Raw genomic sequence first — 14962 nt, 5'->3', positions numbered from 1 at the left:
CTCTCGCTCTAGTGTGGGCGCTTAACCAAAGAAGCTCTGGCCGTTTTTGGCCATTTCACGCAGCTTCGCGGTCGGGTGGTACAGCGCGCCCAAATCAGCGTACTGGTCAGCCAGGGCAACGAACTCTGCAACACCGATCGAATCGATGTAGCGCAGCGCACCGCCACGGAATGGAGGGAAACCAATACCGTAGACCAGGCCCATATCTGCTTCGGCGGCGGTTTCGACGATGCCGTCTTCCAGGCAACGCACGGTTTCCAGGCACAACGGGATCATCATCCAGTTGATGATGTCTTCGTCAGTGACTTCGAGCTGTTGGAAAACGATCGGCTTGAGCACTTCCAGCACCGAAGGATCGGCGACTTTCTTCTGCTTGCCGCGCTTGTCGGTCTCGTAGGCGTAGAAGCCCTTGCCATTCTTCTGGCCCAGGCGCTTGGCTTCGTAGAGCACGTCGACGGCCGAACGGCGATCGTCCTTCATGCGATCCGGGAAGCCTTCAGCCATGACGTCACGACCGTGGTGACCGGTGTCGATACCGACCACGTCCATCAGGTACGCCGGGCCCATCGGCCAGCCGAATTTTTCCATGACCTTGTCGATGCGGACGAAGTCCACGCCGGCGCTGACCAGTTTGGCGAAACCGCCGAAGTACGGGAACAACACGCGGTTGACCAGGAAGCCCGGGCAGTCGTTGACGACGATCGGGTTCTTGCCCATTTTCTTGGCGTAGGCAACGGTGGTGGCAACGGCCACTTCGCTGGACTTCTCGCCACGGATCACTTCAACCAGCGGCATCATGTGCACCGGGTTGAAGAAGTGCATGCCGACAAAGTTTTCCGGACGCTTGAGGGCTTTGGCCAGCAAGGTGATGGAAATGGTCGAGGTGTTGGACGCGAGGATGGTGTCCTCTTTGACCTTGCCTTCAACTTCGGCCAGAACGGCTTGCTTGACCTTCGGGTTCTCGACCACGGCTTCGACGACCAGGTCGACATGACCGAAATCACCGTAGGAGAGGGTCGGACGAATGCCGTTGAGCACTTCGGCCATCTTCGCCGGGGTCATGCGACCTTTTTCAACGCGGCCAACCAGCAATTTGGCGGCTTCGGCCAGACCCTGCTCGATGCCGTGCTCGTTGATGTCCTTCATCAGGATCGGCGTACCTTTGGAGGCCGACTGATAAGCGATACCGCCACCCATGATGCCGGCGCCCAATACGGCAGCCTGCTTCACGTCCTTGGCGATTTCGTCGTAGGCCTTGGCCTTTTTCTTCAGTTCCTGATCGTTCAGGAACAGACCGATCAAGCTCTGCGCGGCAGAGGTCTTGGCCAATTTGACGAAACCGGCTGCTTCGACTTCCAGTGCTTTGTCGCGACCGAAGTTCGCGGCTTTCTGGATGGTCTTGATCGCTTCGACCGGCGCCGGGTAGTTCGGTCCCGCCTGGCCGGCCACGAAACCTTTGGCGGTTTCAAACGACATCATTTGTTCGATGGCGTTGAGCTTGAGTTTTTCGAGCTTCGGCTGACGCTTGGCCTTGTAGTCAAACTCACCGGAGATGGCGCCCTTGATCAGATTCAGCGCCGCTTCGTGCAGCTTCTGCGAATCGACCACGGCATCGACCGCACCGACTTTCAGTGCGTCTTCAGCGCGGTTTTCCTTACCGGCAGCAATCCACTCGATGGCGTTGTCGGCACCGATGATGCGCGGCAAACGCACAGTACCGCCGAAGCCCGGGTAGATGCCCAGCTTGACTTCCGGCAGACCGATTTTAGCGGTGCTGGCCATGACGCGGAAATCTGCCGCCAGGCACATTTCCAGACCGCCACCCAGCGCGATGCCATTGATCGCGGCGACAGTCGGGACGTTGAGGTCTTCGAAATCGCTGAAAATCTTGTTGGCTTCGAGGTTGCCAGCAACAAGCTCTGCATCCGGCAGCTTGAAGTTGTCGACGAATTCGGTGATGTCGGCGCCGACGATGAATACGTCCTTGCCACTGCTGACGATCACACCCTTGATCGAAGCATCTGCCTTGATGGTGTCTACAGCCTGACGCAGTTCGTTCAGGGTAAGACGGTTGAACTTGTTGACGGACTCACCCTTGAGGTCGAATTTCAATTCGACGATGCCACTTTCAAGAGCCTTAACCGTGATGGCTTTACCTTCGTAAATCATCAACTGATCTCCACGATATGGAAGCTGAACAGTACACGTCGGACGCAGGCGACTGGCTCGGCAAGGACGCTTATCGTCGATGCTACGCCAATTCACCCGGCACACCCGCCAACGCGATAGTCGGGATTCTGTAGGAGCGCTCTGTAATACAAACGCTCAATTCATACGCCCGTTTGATTTGGGTATGTCACCTTCACGGAATTTCCGGCAATTGTCAATCGCCCAAAATACTGGTTGAAACGCGACTTTCCGGTCACTTCCGTACCACGAAGCCCTGCAACACGCTGATGCATGTGAGGTCATTCATAGAATCAATAGTTAGAAAAATCGCCCTAATTAGCGGCAGCCTGTGTTTAACAAGCTACGCTGGCGGGACCCTGAAGAAAAAATTTGAACGCTTTTGACGAATGCCCAGCGTAAGATCAATGCCACATAGAATTACCGGCCTGCCTGGCCAACCTCAGCCCGATGATGATGTCGGGCTTTTTATTACCTTCTGTAGCAGTTGCCGATCAGGGGTTCAGGCGAGTGCTTTGAGCGTGGCATCGATCTGTTGCAGAACCTCGGCCTCGCCCTTCTCGCCCCAATACAGGGCAATCATTTGCTTGTCTGCTTCGACCTTGTAGACGTTGGCAGGCAATTTTTCGAAATGATTCAGCAGCATCCCATCCTCACAGACCTCCTGCCACTGATTGACCCACACGCCTGGCGCCTTCTGCCAATAACTCCAGCACGCCGGTCGCGTGCCACGGCGCGGCCGATGGTACTGGGCGCAAGGGCTCGGTGGCTCCTGGCTCAGCCAATGCGGCCATTCCTGAGGCGCCAGCTGCATGGCCAGGCCAATGCGCCGTGCCTCCATGCGCAGGGCTATGCGCCCGCTCTGAGCACGAGAGGGTCGCAACCAGGCCAGCGGACTCAAGACCACCAGCAGGATTGACACCACTATCCAGACCGTCATATGTGTACTCCCGATTCTTGATGAGCCCATTGAGTCACTTTGAAACCAATGCGCTTGAAACCAGCCATACTTACCAATATTGCAATCCTCAGGAGGTGCACCTCATGCCCTACCACCATATTCTGGTCGCTGTAGATCTAACCGAAGAGTGCGATCCTGTCATCCACCGCGCCCGCGAACTCTCGGTGAGCAATGGCGCGAAGCTGTCCCTGGTGCATATCGTCGAACCGATGGCGATGGCCTTTGGTGGCGACGTACCGATGGATCTTTCCCAGTTGCAACAGCAACAGTTCGATCAGGCCAAAGAGCGCCTTGAGCGATTGATCGTGAAATACCCGGAACTCTCCAAGGAATACAGCCACTTGACCTACGGCCAGCCGCGCCAGGAGATTCATCACCTCGCCAAGGAGCAAACGTGCGACCTGATCGTGGTGGGCAGTCATGGTCGACATGGCCTGGCGCTGTTGCTCGGCTCCACCGCCAATGACGTGCTGCACGGCGCGCCTTGCGACGTGCTGGCGGTGCGCCTGATCAAAAGCTGATAACACGGAACAATGTGGGAGCGGGCTTGCTCGCGAAGGCGGACATTCAGCCAGCATGAATGTTGAATGTAAGTCCCTCTTCGCGAGCAAGCCCGCTCCCACAGTGAATCCATGCCGGCCAGTAGATCGCATTTCATACGAAAAGCCCGGCGCTCATCACTGAACGCCGGGCTTTTTTATCGCCGGATCAATCAGGCATCCAGCTCGGCCCAGCGCTCGACCATCACGTCGAGTTCAGCCTGCAACTGCTCCAGCTGAGCGATCACCGCAGCCGTTTCGGCAGCAGGACGCTGATAGAACCCGGCATCCGCCATCTGCGCTTCAACCACTGCGATCTGCTGCTCCATGGCTTCGATCTGACTCGGCAACATTTCCAGCTCACGCTGCAACTTGTAGCTGAGCTTCTTTTTCGCCGCCGGCGCTGGTGTTTCCACTGCAACCACCGGCGCAGGTTCAGCCGTCACGACAGCCGAGTTCAGGTCGGCCTTGCCGGACTTGCTCTCGGTCACGCCCAGCAGGCGCGGCGAGCCGCCCTGACGCAGCCAGTCCTGATAACCACCGACGTATTCGCGAACCTTGCCTTCGCCTTCGAAGACCAGGGTGCTGGTGACCACGTTGTCGAGGAATGCCCGGTCGTGGCTGACCATCAGCACGGTGCCGTTGAAGGTCAGCAGGACCTCTTCCAGCAGCTCGAGGGTTTCCACGTCCAGGTCGTTGGTCGGTTCGTCGAGGACCAACAGGTTCGCCGGTTTGCTGAACAGTTTGGCCAGCAACAGACGGGCACGCTCACCACCGGACAGCGCCTTGACCGGGGTGCGGGCACGCTGCGGGCTGAACAGGAAGTCGCCGAGGTAGCTCAGCACATGGCGGCTCTGACCATCGATATCGATGAAATCGCGACCTTCGGCCACGTTGTCGATCACGGTTTTTTCCAGGTCCAGCTGATGGCGCAACTGGTCGAAATAGGCCACGTCGATGCGCGTCCCCTCTTCCACTTTGCCGCTGGTCGGCTGCAGACCGCTGAGCATCAGCTTCAGCAGCGTGGTCTTGCCGGTACCGTTGGCGCCGAGCAGACCGATACGGTCGCCGCGCTGCAGGACCATCGAGAAATCCTTGATCAGGAACGGACCGCCCGGGTGAGCGAAACTCACGTTCTCGAGGACCATCACCTGCTTGCCGGACTTGTCGGCGGTATCCAGCTGAATGTTGGCCTTGCCGGTGCGTTCACGACGCTCGCTACGCTCAACGCGCAGGGCTTTCAGGGCGCGGACGCGACCTTCGTTACGGGTGCGGCGAGCCTTGATGCCCTGACGGATCCAGACTTCTTCCTGGGCCAGTTTCTTGTCGAACAGCGCGTTGGCGGTTTCTTCAGCAGCCAGAGTCGCCTCTTTGTGCACGAGGAAACTGGCGTAGTCGCCGTTCCAGTCGATCAGGCCACCGCGATCCAGCTCCAGAATGCGCGTCGCGAGGTTCTGCAGGAATGAACGGTCGTGCGTGATGAACAGCACGGCGCCCTGGAAATCCTTCAGCGCTTCTTCGAGCCAGGCAATGGCGCCGATGTCCAGGTGGTTGGTCGGTTCGTCGAGCAGCAGCAGATCCGGTTCGGAAACCAGGGCCTGGGCCAGCAGGACGCGGCGACGCCAGCCGCCGGACAATTCGGCAAGGGTCTTGTCGGCCGGCAGTTGTAAGCGGCTCAAGGTGCTGTCGACCAGTTGCTGCAAACGCCAGCCGTCGCGGGCTTCGAGGTCGTGCTGGACATGCATCAGCTTGTCCAGGTCGGCGTCGGTGACAATGTTCTGGCTCAGGTGGTGATATTGCGCGAGCAGCTCGCCGACACCGTCCAGGCCTTCGGCAACCACGTCGAACACGGTCCGCTCGTCGGCGACCGGCAATTCTTGCGGCAATTCGCCAATCTTTAGGCCAGGTGCGCGCCAAACAGAGCCGTCATCAGGCTTCTGGTCGCCCTTGACGAGCTTCATCATGCTGGACTTGCCAGTGCCATTGCGGCCGATGATGCACACCCGCTCACCACGGGCGATCTGCCAGGACACCTTGTCCAACAACGGCATAGCGCCGAAAGCAAGGGACACATCGCTGAATTTGAGCAGGGTCATGAGCTTCTCCAAAAACCGGGCGCGCATTCTACCTGAGTTGAGGCTTCAGAAGGCCGGCAATTTCAATGTCGAAGCACTCTGCACAACAATTGTTGCGAACTTGTGCTGGCAGCTCGGCAAAGCTTTCACCCGCTGCTGGCAAAAGGCTAAGCTACAGATAATTCAGTGCTGCTCTTGCTGGCACTTGTCCTGATTTCTTTGCCCGGACGTCTCATGCGCAGTCGCCTTTTCAATCTTTTTTCGTGTTTGCTTCTTACAGCCGCTGCCGCTCAATCCGCCCAGGCGGTGGACCTGTCCACGCAACGCCAGTATTACGATGAAGCCAAGCGTGCCTTGGCCAAAGGCGATTCCGGCCCTTATTTCCGTTACAGCCAGGCCCTGAGCGATTATCCGCTGGAGCCCTATCTGGCTTATGACGAACTGACCGCGCGTCTGAAAACCGCGAGCAATGCCGAAATCGAGAAATTCCTCGCCGAACACGGTGACCTGCCGCAAGCCAACTGGATGAAGTTGCGCTGGCTGCGCTGGCTGGCCGAACGCGGCGATTGGGCGACCTTCGTCAAATATTATGACCCCAAGCTCAATTTCACCGAACTGGACTGCCTGAACGCGCAGTATCAGATCAGCCATAACCGCAAGGCCGAAGGGTATGCCAACGCCGACAAACTCTGGCTGAGCGGCAAAACCCAGCCCGAGGCATGCGATACGGTGTTCGGAATGTGGGCCGCCGAGGGTCAACTGACTGAACAGAAACGCTGGGAGCGCACCAAGCTCGCCGCCCAGGCACGCAACTATCCGCTGGCCAACAGCCTGATCAATGGCCTGACGACACTCGCCCCGCGGGGTCGCTTGCTGGTGGACGTGGCGCAGAAACCCGAGCTGCTCAATCAACCGTCGCGTTTTACCCCGGCCGATGAACCGATGTCCGACATCGTCAGCCTCGGCCTGCGCCGCCTGGCCCGTCAGGATCCGGACAGGGCCATGGCCCTGCTCGACGGTTACGCCAGCAGCATGCACTTCTCCCGCGACGAAAAAGTCGCGATTGCCCGGGAAATCGGGCTGACCCTCGCTCGTCGTTTCGACAGCCGCGCGCTGGACGTAATGACCAAATACGACCCGGAGCTGCGGGACAACACCGTTTCCGAATGGCGTCTGCGCCTGCTATTGCGCCTGGCCCGTTGGGACGATGCCTATCAGTTGACCCGCCGCCTGCCTCAGGATCTGGCCACCACCAACCGCTGGCGTTACTGGCAGGCTCGCAGCCTGGAGCTGGCGCAACCACAGAATCCGGAAGCACAGACGCTTTACAAGGGCCTGGCTCGCGAGCGCGACTTCTACGGTTTCCTGGCGGCCGATCGCTCGCAATCCCCCTATTCGCTGAACAACAAACCGCTGGTGCTCAGTCAGGCGCTGATCAACAAGGTACGCAACACCCCCGGCATACGACGCGCCCTGGAATTCCATGCGCGCGGGCAGATCGTCGACGGTCGTCGCGAGTGGTACCACGTCAGCCGGCACTTCAGCCGTGACGAAATGGTCGCCCAGGCGAAACTGGCTTACGACCTGAAATGGTATTTCCCGGCGATCCGCACCATCAGTCAGGCGAAGTACTGGGACGACCTGGACATCCGCTTCCCGATGGCCCACCGCGAAACCCTGGTCCGTGAAGCCAAGGTCCGTGGCCTGCATTCGAGCTGGGTATTCGCCATCACCCGCCAGGAAAGCGCCTTCATGGCCGATGCACGCTCCGGCGTCGGTGCCAGCGGCTTGATGCAACTGATGCCGGGCACCGCCAAGGAAACCGCGCGTAAGTTCAGCATTCCCCTCGCTTCGCCGCAGCAAGTATTCGATCCGGACAAGAACATTCAGCTCGGTGCCGCTTACCTGAGCCAGGTCCACAGCCAGTTCAACGGCAACCGCGTCCTCGCCTCCGCCGCCTACAACGCCGGCCCCGGCCGCGTACGTCAATGGCTGCGTGGCGCCGATCACCTGAGCTTCGATGTGTGGGTGGAAAGCATCCCGTTCGACGAAACCCGCCAGTACGTGCAGAACGTATTGTCGTACTCGGTGATCTACGGCCAGAAGCTCAACTCACCACAACCGTTGGTGGATTGGCATGAACGGTATTTTGACGATCAATGAGCCTGCTTTGGAACGCTGACAAAAATGCCCGCATCGATTGATGCGGGCATTTTTTTTGGTGCTCTACTGGGTCGGTTACTTAGTCGGTTACTTGGTCGGTTGAGGCATGGCGCCCATCACTAAACTGCAACGCCGCCAGCCGTGCGTACAGTGCATTACTCGCAATCAACTCCTGATGCGTCCCCACTGCCACCAGTTTTCCTTGGTCCATCACTGCAATTCTGTCGGCGTTTTTCACCGTGGCCAGTCGGTGGGCGATGACCAGTGTGGTGCGATTTTTCATCAGGCTGGGCAGGGCTTGCTGGATCAGGTGTTCACTCTGGGCGTCGAGGGCGCTGGTGGCTTCGTCCAGCAACAGGATCGGCGCATCCACCAGCAGCGCCCGGGCGATGGCCAGGCGCTGGCGTTGCCCGCCGGACAAACCGAGACCAGCGTCGCCGAGGTGAGTCTGGTAGCCGTTGGGCATTTGCTCGATGAAGTCGTGGGCATAGGCGATTTTCGCGGCTTCCTGGACCTGAGCCAAAGTCGCCGTCGGGTGACCGTAGCGAATATTCTCTTCGATGCTGCCGAAGAACAGCGTCGGGGTTTGCGAAACGAGGGCGAAGCAGCGACGCAGGTCCAGAGGATCGAGTTGGGTCAACGGCACGCCGTCCAGCAGAATGCGTCCTTCGGAGGGGTCGTAAAAGCGCAATAGCAGGTCATACACCGTCGACTTGCCGGCACCGGACGGCCCCACCAATGCAAGGGTTTCGCCGGCATTGATCGTCAGATTCAGACCATCGACGGCACGGCTTTGCGGACGCGACGGGTAGGAAAAACATACATCTTGCAGCACCAGGTCGCCCTTCACCCGTTCGGGCAAAGTCACCAGACCCTGGGTCGGTGGCTGGATGATGTTTTCCGAACGCAATAACTCGGCAATCCGTTCCGCCGCCCCTGCTGCACGCTGCAGTTCGCCGATCACTTCACTCAACGTGCCGAAGGCACCGCCGACGATCAGGCTGTAAAAGACAAACGCTGCCAGCTCACCCGCGGAAATCCGCCCGGCGATGACATCCATGCCGCCGACCCAGAGCATCACCCCGACCGCGCCCAACACCAGCAGGATCACCAGGGTAATCAACCAGGCCCGCTGGAAGATGCGCTTGCGGGCAGTGTTGAAAGCCTCTTCCACGGTCGTGGCAAAACGCTGCTCGTCCTGAACCTGATGGTTGTAGGCCTGCACGGTTTTGATCTGACTCAGGGTTTCGGAGACATAGCTGCCGATGTCGGCAATCCGGTCCTGGCTCAGACGCGACAGCGTGCGCACCCGACGACCAAAAATCAGGATCGGCGCGACCACCAGCGGCAACGCGACCACCACGATACTGGTGAGTTTGGGGTTGGTGATAAACAGCAGGACAATCCCGCCGATCACCATCAGCCCATTACGCAGGAACAGCGACAGCGAAGAGCCGATTACCGATTGCAGCAGCGTGGTGTCGGCGGTCAGCCGCGATTGGATCTCAGAGCTGCGGTTGTCTTCATAGAACCCCGGATGCAGGTAGACCAGATGGTTGAACACCCGACGACGGATGTCGGCGACAACGCGCTCGCCGATCCACGACACCAGGTAAAACCGTGCAAAGGTGCCAATCGCCAGACCAATCACCAGCAGCATGAACACGCCGATGGATCGGTTGAGCAAATGCGGCGACTGGGTCATGAAGCCCTGATCCACCAGCAGGCGAATCCCCTGTCCCATGGACAAAGTGATGCCGGCAGTGACGATCAACGCCAGTAAAGCGCCGAAGGCCGGCCAGCGATAAGGTGCGAGGAAACGGCTGGCCAGACGAATGGCGCGGCGGTGACGGGAAGAGAGCATGAAGATCATCCGATGGCGCAACCAATGGCTTTAACTCGACCAAGCCTACACCGGTCAATGGGATTGAACGCTGTAAATCATAATGAGTCAGGTTAATTATGACCGCCAATACTAGTGGCTAGAGATTATTGGTCTAAAGTCCGGGTGGAAACGTCAGGGTATTTCTGATGGACTGAGGATGCCGACCTGAAAGATCGCAGGGAGTTGTCACAGCCCGGTCACCTGGCGGTTTTACAGTAAGCACACAACCTGATGAGGAGACAGGCCATGTCCTTGCAAAACAGCAGCGATGACAAGATTGAAGTGATCCGCACCAAGCCAGGCCAAGCTCTGGGTTGCTCGATTATTGATAAGGATGGGCGCGAAGTACCGATCACTGAAGACATGATCCAGGACGCTTGCCGCGAACTGGAGAAGCGATTGGTCAAGCCTGCCGAACAAGAGTGATATAGCCACCGTCTTCTTGACCCGGCTCTTTTAGCCGGGTTTTTTATGGGTGTCTTTTGAGGGGGCTGCGCACCCTATCGCGGGCAAGCCCACTCCCACAGGATTACCGCGATTCCAAAATTGACGCATGACCTGTGGGAGCGTGGCTTGCCCGCGATAAGGCCAACCCGGTACTCAGACAGCCGAAGCACCCAACGCCGCCACAATCTGCCGCAACGCCGGCGAATCCCCCTCGATCCGCACCTTCAACCCATCAATCTCCCGCCGCAGCGGATAATGCTTGCGCAGTGCATCGAACGCCGCGCGCTGCTCGCTCACATTGCCTACAAGGCTGCGACGGAAATCCGCGTCATCACGGCGCGGGTCGTACACGCCACGGCACAACATCGCCAGTGCCCAGGCCGGATCGCTGTCGGCGTTCAACGTCACTGCCGACAACCAGGGTGCTGGCAGCAAGTCGCTCAGGTGGACCTGTTCCGGTTGCCCGAGGAGTTCGCAAAACGCTTGATAGATCTGTGCCGTCCCGCGCTGTTTGCCATCGAGGCTGTAACCGGCAATGTGCGGTGTCGCCAGTACACACAACTCTGCAAGCGCCACATCGACCTCGGGCTCAGCCTCCCAGACATCCAGCACCGCTTGCAGATCTTCACGCTGCAACAGCACCTGGCGCAGGGCGGCGTTGTCGATGACCGGGCCACGACTGGCGTTGATCAGCCAAGTGCCAGGCTTGAGCTGGTTCAAGCGGGTTTTATCGAACAGATGCCAGGTCGCCTGAGGGCCCTGCTTGTCCAGCGGAGTGTGCAGACTGATGACGTCGCATTGCTCGATGATCTGCTCGAGGCTGACGTAATCGCCCCCTTCAGCGGCTTGCCGTGGGGGATCGCAGACCAGCACGTTCCAGCCCAGACCTTGCAGAACCTTGACCAGCCGCCAGCCCACTTCACCGGCGCCAACCACACCGTAGGTGCGTTGAGTCAGGTCGGCACCTTCGATTTCGGCCAGGGTCAGCAGGCTGCCCAGCACGTAATCGACCACACCCCGGGCATTGCAGCCTGGCGCGCTGGACCAGGTGATGCCGGCCTGTTGAAAGTAATCCAGGTCCAGGTGATCGGTGCCGATGGTGCAGGTGCCGACAAAACGCACCTTGCTGCCTTCGAGCAATTCGCGGTTGACGTTGGTCACCGAGCGCACCAGCAGCACATCGGCCTGCTCGACAGTGGCGCGGTCGATGGCACGCCCCGGTACTCGGCGGATTTCACCGAAACCTGCGAAGAAGGCATCGAGCAGCGGGATATTTTCGTCGGCAACAATCAGCATGGCAGGCTCCTTTGGCGGATCGGCAGTGTAGGCGCAGATGACACTCTGCGCCTAGCACACATCTTCTGTGAGCTGCTGGGTTGAGGGATTACAAATCGGTAACACAGGATTTTTCCTGACCACTGCGTCAAGGCGTAGAATGCGCCGCCTGCGCATCAAAACCCTTTTGGACGTTTCGCCTTGAATTCCGTGACTGACCGCCCCACCGCTATTTCCCTCAACCGCCCGGCCCGGGTTCGCCTGGAGCTGAAAAACCTGCTCGGCCTGGCGTTGCCGATCATGATCGCGCAGCTGGCGACCACCGCCATGGGCTTCGTCGATGCGGTGATGGCCGGTCGTGTCGGGCCTCGAGATCTGGCGGCCGTCGCGCTGGGCAACTCGATCTGGGTGCCGGTGTTTCTGCTGATGACCGGCACACTGCTGGCCACCACCCCGAAAGTCGCCCAGCGCTTCGGCGCCGGCACGCACAGCGAGATTGGCCCAATCGTGCGTCAGGCCTTGTGGCTGGCACTGGTGGTGGGCTTGATGGCGACCGGCATGCTGTTCAGCGCCGAACCGATCCTGCACATCATGAAAGTCGACCCCGAGCTGATCGGCCCGTGCATGCAGTATCTGCACGGCATCGCCAGCGGCTTGCCTGCCGTCGCGCTCTATCACGTGCTGCGCTGCTTCAGTGATGGCCTGGGTCGCACCCGCCCGGCCATGGTCCTTGGCCTGTGCGGGCTGGCGTTGAATATTCCACTGAACTACATCTTCATCTATGGCCACTTTGGTGTGCCGGCCATGGGTGGCGTCGGCTGCGGCTGGGCCACGGCGATCGTGATGTGGGTGATGGCGTTGGGCATGGCCGGCTGGGAACGCTGGGCGCCAGCCTATCAGTCGAGTGAGTTGTTCAGGCGTTTCGACTGGCCACAGTGGTCGGTGATCAAGCGTTTGCTGGGCATCGGCCTGCCGATCGGCATCGCGGTATTCGCCGAGTCGAGCATCTTCGCCGTGATCGCCCTGCTGATCGGCAGCCTCGGCGCCACCGTGGTCGCCGGGCACCAGATTGCGCTGAACTTCAGCTCGCTGGTATTCATGATCCCCTACTCCCTCGGCATGGCCGTGACCGTACGCGTCGGCCAGGCTCTCGGCCGTGAGGAACCACGGGAAGCCCGCTTCGCCGCCGGTGTCGGCATGGGTACCGCCCTGGCTTATGCGTGCCTGTCGGCGAGCATGATGCTATTGCTGCGTGAACCCATCGCGGCGATCTACACCGCCGACCCGACGGTGATTCAGGTGGCGGCGATGCTGATTGTTTATTCGGCGTTGTTCCAGTTTTCCGATGCGATCCAGGTGACGGCAGCGGGCGCACTGCGGGGTTATCAGGACACGCGGGTGACGATGATCCTGACGCTGTTCGCTTATTGGGGAATTGGCTTGCCGGTGGGTTACGCCTTGGGCCTGACCGACTGGTTTGGCGCACCGAATGGCCCGAGCGGGCTCTGGCAGGGTTTGATCGTCGGCTTGAGTTGCGCGGCGCTGATGCTGTCGATCCGCCTGACGCGCAGTGCACGCAAGCGGATCCGCATCAGTCGTTCGGCGGGTTAAGCGAGCGCAAAAAAGGGCGCCGCGAAACCTGTGGGAGCGGCGGCGCGGCGATCCGACTTGCCCGCGATAGCGATCTAACTGTCACATTTATGTTGAATGTGCCGCCGTCATCGCGGGCAAGCCCGCTCCCACAGGGATTCGCGCTTAACTAATTTTTTGTGCCTGTTAAGCAAGTTTCTTGCGGATCCAATAGAGGTAGGTGCCTGCCTCTTCATGCTGCGCGACCAGTTCGTGATCGAGAAACACGCAGAACTTGGGAATGTCGCGACGGGTCGACGGGTCGGTGGCGATCACCTTCAGCAGGCCGCCGGGCACCAGGTCACGGATGTGCTGGTGCAACATCATCACCGGCTCCGGGCAATTGAGGCCGGTGGCGTCGAGGGTGCCGTCGACCGGCGTATCGATCATTTCACTCATGATTTACTCCTGAAACTTGCCGGCATTGTCGCGCATTGCCGGGTGTCTAGTCACTGGCAGCTGATCGTTCCCACGCTCTGCGTGGGAAGGCATCCCGTGACGCTCTGCGTCACATCCAAAGGCGGAACGCGGAGCGTCCCCGGCGGCATTCCCACGCGGAGCGTGGGAACGATCGGTACACAAAGTCAGCGGGACTTGGGTTTCTTTATATCGAGCCGGCGCAGGTGGCAGGTCACTTCCTCACGGTCGTGATACAGCTGCTTGCAGCCGATCTCGACCCGAATGCCCCGCGCCTTGAACCCGTCGGCAATACGTTCCAGCAAGCGCTTCACTTCGGCATAACGCTGTTTCATCGGCAGCTTGAGGTTGACCACCGCTTCCCGGCAATGCCCCTCGCCAATCCATTCTTCCAGCATCGCCGCGTTGCGCGCCGGTTTCTCGACGATGTCGCAGACCATCCAGTCGACCGGTTGCTTGGGTTTGAAGGTGAAACCGTCGGCCATCAAGTGCTGCACCAAACCGGTGTCCATCAGGCTTTCGGCCATCGGGCCGTTGTCGATGGCGGTCACCAGCATGCCGCGGTTGACCAGTTGCCAGGTCCAGCCGCCAGGGGCGGCGCCGAGGTCGACGCCGGTCATGTCGCTGTGCAGGCGTTCGTCCCACTGGTCACGCGGGATGAAATGGTGCCAGGCCTCTTCCAGCTTCAGCGTCGAACGGCTCGGCGCTTCACGGGGGAACTTCAGGCGTGGAATGCCCATCGGCCACATCGCCGAATTGTTCGACTCCGCCAGGCCCATGAACACTTCGCGGCCGCTCTTGAAAGTCAGCAGCAGCCGTGGCTTGTGGGCGTCGTCTACCAGTTTGCCGGCCGCCATCAGCGCCTTGCGCAGGTGGACTTCGAATTTCTTGCAGAAGTTCGACAGCTCCTTGCCATCGTTGGTGTCGACCATTTCCAGCCACAGGCTGCCGCACAGCGGGAAGTCGGCCATGTGCGCGAGGATCACGCTGATGCGATCGGTTTCCGGCAGATCAATAAAGATCCCCCGGGCCCACTGGCGCGGGAAGATCAGCTCGGCGAAACGCTGACCACGCATCAGGCGCTCGGCGCCGTCTTCTTCGGTGCAGATGAATTCGGCATAGGCGCTGGCGGTCTTGGCCTTGGCATAACCGGCCACATTCAGCCGCGCGGCATGTTCGGAGATCTCGGAACAGACTTCGCTTTCGAAGCCCGGCCGGCAATGCATAAAGAGGGTGTTCATTCTTACTCCTGGGCAGTTGGCGAAGAATTCAGCCACTGCGCGATGCCCAGACTTGCGTTGAAGCAAAGCCTGTCACGAAAACCGGCGCATGATAGCCGAGATCGGAACCTTGGACTTAACCATAGAGTCCAGTTATTAGCCTT

General features: G+C 59.6%; 11 protein-coding genes. 4 read left to right on the top strand and 7 right to left on the bottom strand.

All coding sequences use genetic code 11. The annotated features are described in order from the left end of the window. Positions 1-21: 21 nt before the first annotated feature. Positions 22-2169, bottom strand: a complete 2148-nt coding sequence (gene fadB / locus PSH88_RS10630; RefSeq protein WP_305426169.1) for a fatty acid oxidation complex subunit alpha FadB — start codon at positions 2167-2169, stop codon at positions 22-24. A gap of 520 nt (positions 2170-2689) precedes the next feature. Then, positions 2690-3127: a hypothetical protein gene (locus PSH88_RS10625; protein WP_305426168.1), complete on the bottom strand. Its 438-nt coding sequence runs from the start codon at positions 3125-3127 to the stop codon at positions 2690-2692. Positions 3128-3231: 104 nt separating this feature from the next. Here PSH88_RS10625 and PSH88_RS10620 point away from each other — a divergent pair, with 104 nt between their 5' ends. Beyond that, positions 3232-3669: a universal stress protein gene (locus tag PSH88_RS10620; RefSeq protein WP_030128421.1), complete on the top strand. Its 438-nt coding sequence runs from the start codon at positions 3232-3234 to the stop codon at positions 3667-3669. Positions 3670-3860: 191 nt separating this feature from the next. On the opposite strand, the gene PSH88_RS10615 is transcribed toward PSH88_RS10620, so the two are convergent. Then, positions 3861-5783 carry an ATP-binding cassette domain-containing protein gene (locus PSH88_RS10615; RefSeq protein ID WP_305426167.1) on the bottom strand — a complete coding sequence of 641 codons (1923 nt, stop codon included), beginning with the start codon at positions 5781-5783 and terminating at the stop codon, positions 3861-3863. A gap of 213 nt (positions 5784-5996) precedes the next feature. On the opposite strand from PSH88_RS10615, the gene PSH88_RS10610 reads away from it, so the two are divergent. Then, positions 5997-7925, top strand: a complete 1929-nt coding sequence (locus PSH88_RS10610; RefSeq protein WP_305426166.1) for a transglycosylase SLT domain-containing protein — start codon at positions 5997-5999, stop codon at positions 7923-7925. Positions 7926-8004: 79 nt separating this feature from the next. Here the strand turns inward: PSH88_RS10610 and PSH88_RS10605 are convergent, their stop codons facing one another. Then, positions 8005-9789: an ABC transporter transmembrane domain-containing protein gene (locus PSH88_RS10605; protein ID WP_305426165.1), complete on the bottom strand. Its 1785-nt coding sequence runs from the start codon at positions 9787-9789 to the stop codon at positions 8005-8007. A 267-nt stretch (positions 9790-10056) separates the two neighbouring features. Between PSH88_RS10605 and PSH88_RS10600 the strand changes: the two genes are divergently transcribed. After that, entirely contained in the window at positions 10057-10236 is a 180-nt protein-coding gene (locus PSH88_RS10600; RefSeq protein ID WP_305426164.1) for a PA1571 family protein, read from the top strand. 174 nt (positions 10237-10410) lie between these two features. Here PSH88_RS10600 and pdxB read toward each other — a convergent pair whose 3' ends face one another. After that, a complete protein-coding gene (gene pdxB, locus PSH88_RS10595; RefSeq protein ID WP_305426163.1) occupies positions 10411-11553 on the bottom strand; it encodes a 4-phosphoerythronate dehydrogenase PdxB in 1143 nt (380 codons plus the stop codon). Between the two features lie 180 nt (positions 11554-11733). Between pdxB and PSH88_RS10590 the strand changes: the two genes are divergently transcribed. Then, a complete protein-coding gene (locus tag PSH88_RS10590) occupies positions 11734-13143 on the top strand; it encodes an MATE family efflux transporter (protein WP_305426162.1) in 1410 nt (469 codons plus the stop codon). 165 nt (positions 13144-13308) lie between these two features. On the opposite strand, the gene tusA is transcribed toward PSH88_RS10590, so the two are convergent. Together tusA and rlmM are read right to left on the bottom strand one after the other, a co-directional pair. Then, positions 13309-13560 (bottom strand): sulfurtransferase TusA, encoded by a 252-nt coding sequence (gene tusA / locus PSH88_RS10585; protein WP_007907805.1) that lies wholly within the window; start codon positions 13558-13560, stop codon positions 13309-13311. A gap of 185 nt (positions 13561-13745) precedes the next feature. Then, entirely contained in the window at positions 13746-14819 is a 1074-nt protein-coding gene (gene rlmM / locus PSH88_RS10580; protein ID WP_305483531.1) for a 23S rRNA (cytidine(2498)-2'-O)-methyltransferase RlmM, read from the bottom strand. Positions 14820-14962: the final 143 nt, after the last annotated feature.

Origin of the sequence: Pseudomonas wuhanensis (assembly GCF_030687395.1) — a bacterium.
GTDB classification, from domain to species: Bacteria; Pseudomonadota; Gammaproteobacteria; order Pseudomonadales; family Pseudomonadaceae; genus Aquipseudomonas; species Aquipseudomonas wuhanensis.
This window is presented reverse-complemented; position numbering and strand designations above follow the sequence as displayed.

What these genes read in the sequence shown, in the direction of transcription:
- fadB (WP_305426169.1), bottom strand. Translation starts at nt 2,169, where the DNA reads ATGATTTACGAAGGTAAAGCCATCACGGTTAAGGCTCTTGAAAGTGGC.
- PSH88_RS10625 (WP_305426168.1), bottom strand. Translation starts at nt 3,127, where the DNA reads ATGACGGTCTGGATAGTGGTGTCAATCCTGCTGGTGGTCTTGAGTCCG.
- PSH88_RS10620 (WP_030128421.1), top strand. Translation starts at nt 3,232, where the DNA reads ATGCCCTACCACCATATTCTGGTCGCTGTAGATCTAACCGAAGAGTGC.
- PSH88_RS10615 (WP_305426167.1), bottom strand. Translation starts at nt 5,783, where the DNA reads ATGACCCTGCTCAAATTCAGCGATGTGTCCCTTGCTTTCGGCGCTATG.
- PSH88_RS10610 (WP_305426166.1), top strand. Translation starts at nt 5,997, where the DNA reads ATGCGCAGTCGCCTTTTCAATCTTTTTTCGTGTTTGCTTCTTACAGCC.
- PSH88_RS10605 (WP_305426165.1), bottom strand. Translation starts at nt 9,789, where the DNA reads ATGCTCTCTTCCCGTCACCGCCGCGCCATTCGTCTGGCCAGCCGTTTC.
- PSH88_RS10600 (WP_305426164.1), top strand. Translation starts at nt 10,057, where the DNA reads ATGTCCTTGCAAAACAGCAGCGATGACAAGATTGAAGTGATCCGCACC.
- pdxB (WP_305426163.1), bottom strand. Translation starts at nt 11,553, where the DNA reads ATGCTGATTGTTGCCGACGAAAATATCCCGCTGCTCGATGCCTTCTTC.
- tusA (WP_007907805.1), bottom strand. Translation starts at nt 13,560, where the DNA reads ATGAGTGAAATGATCGATACGCCGGTCGACGGCACCCTCGACGCCACC.
- rlmM (WP_305483531.1), bottom strand. Translation starts at nt 14,819, where the DNA reads ATGAACACCCTCTTTATGCATTGCCGGCCGGGCTTCGAAAGCGAAGTC.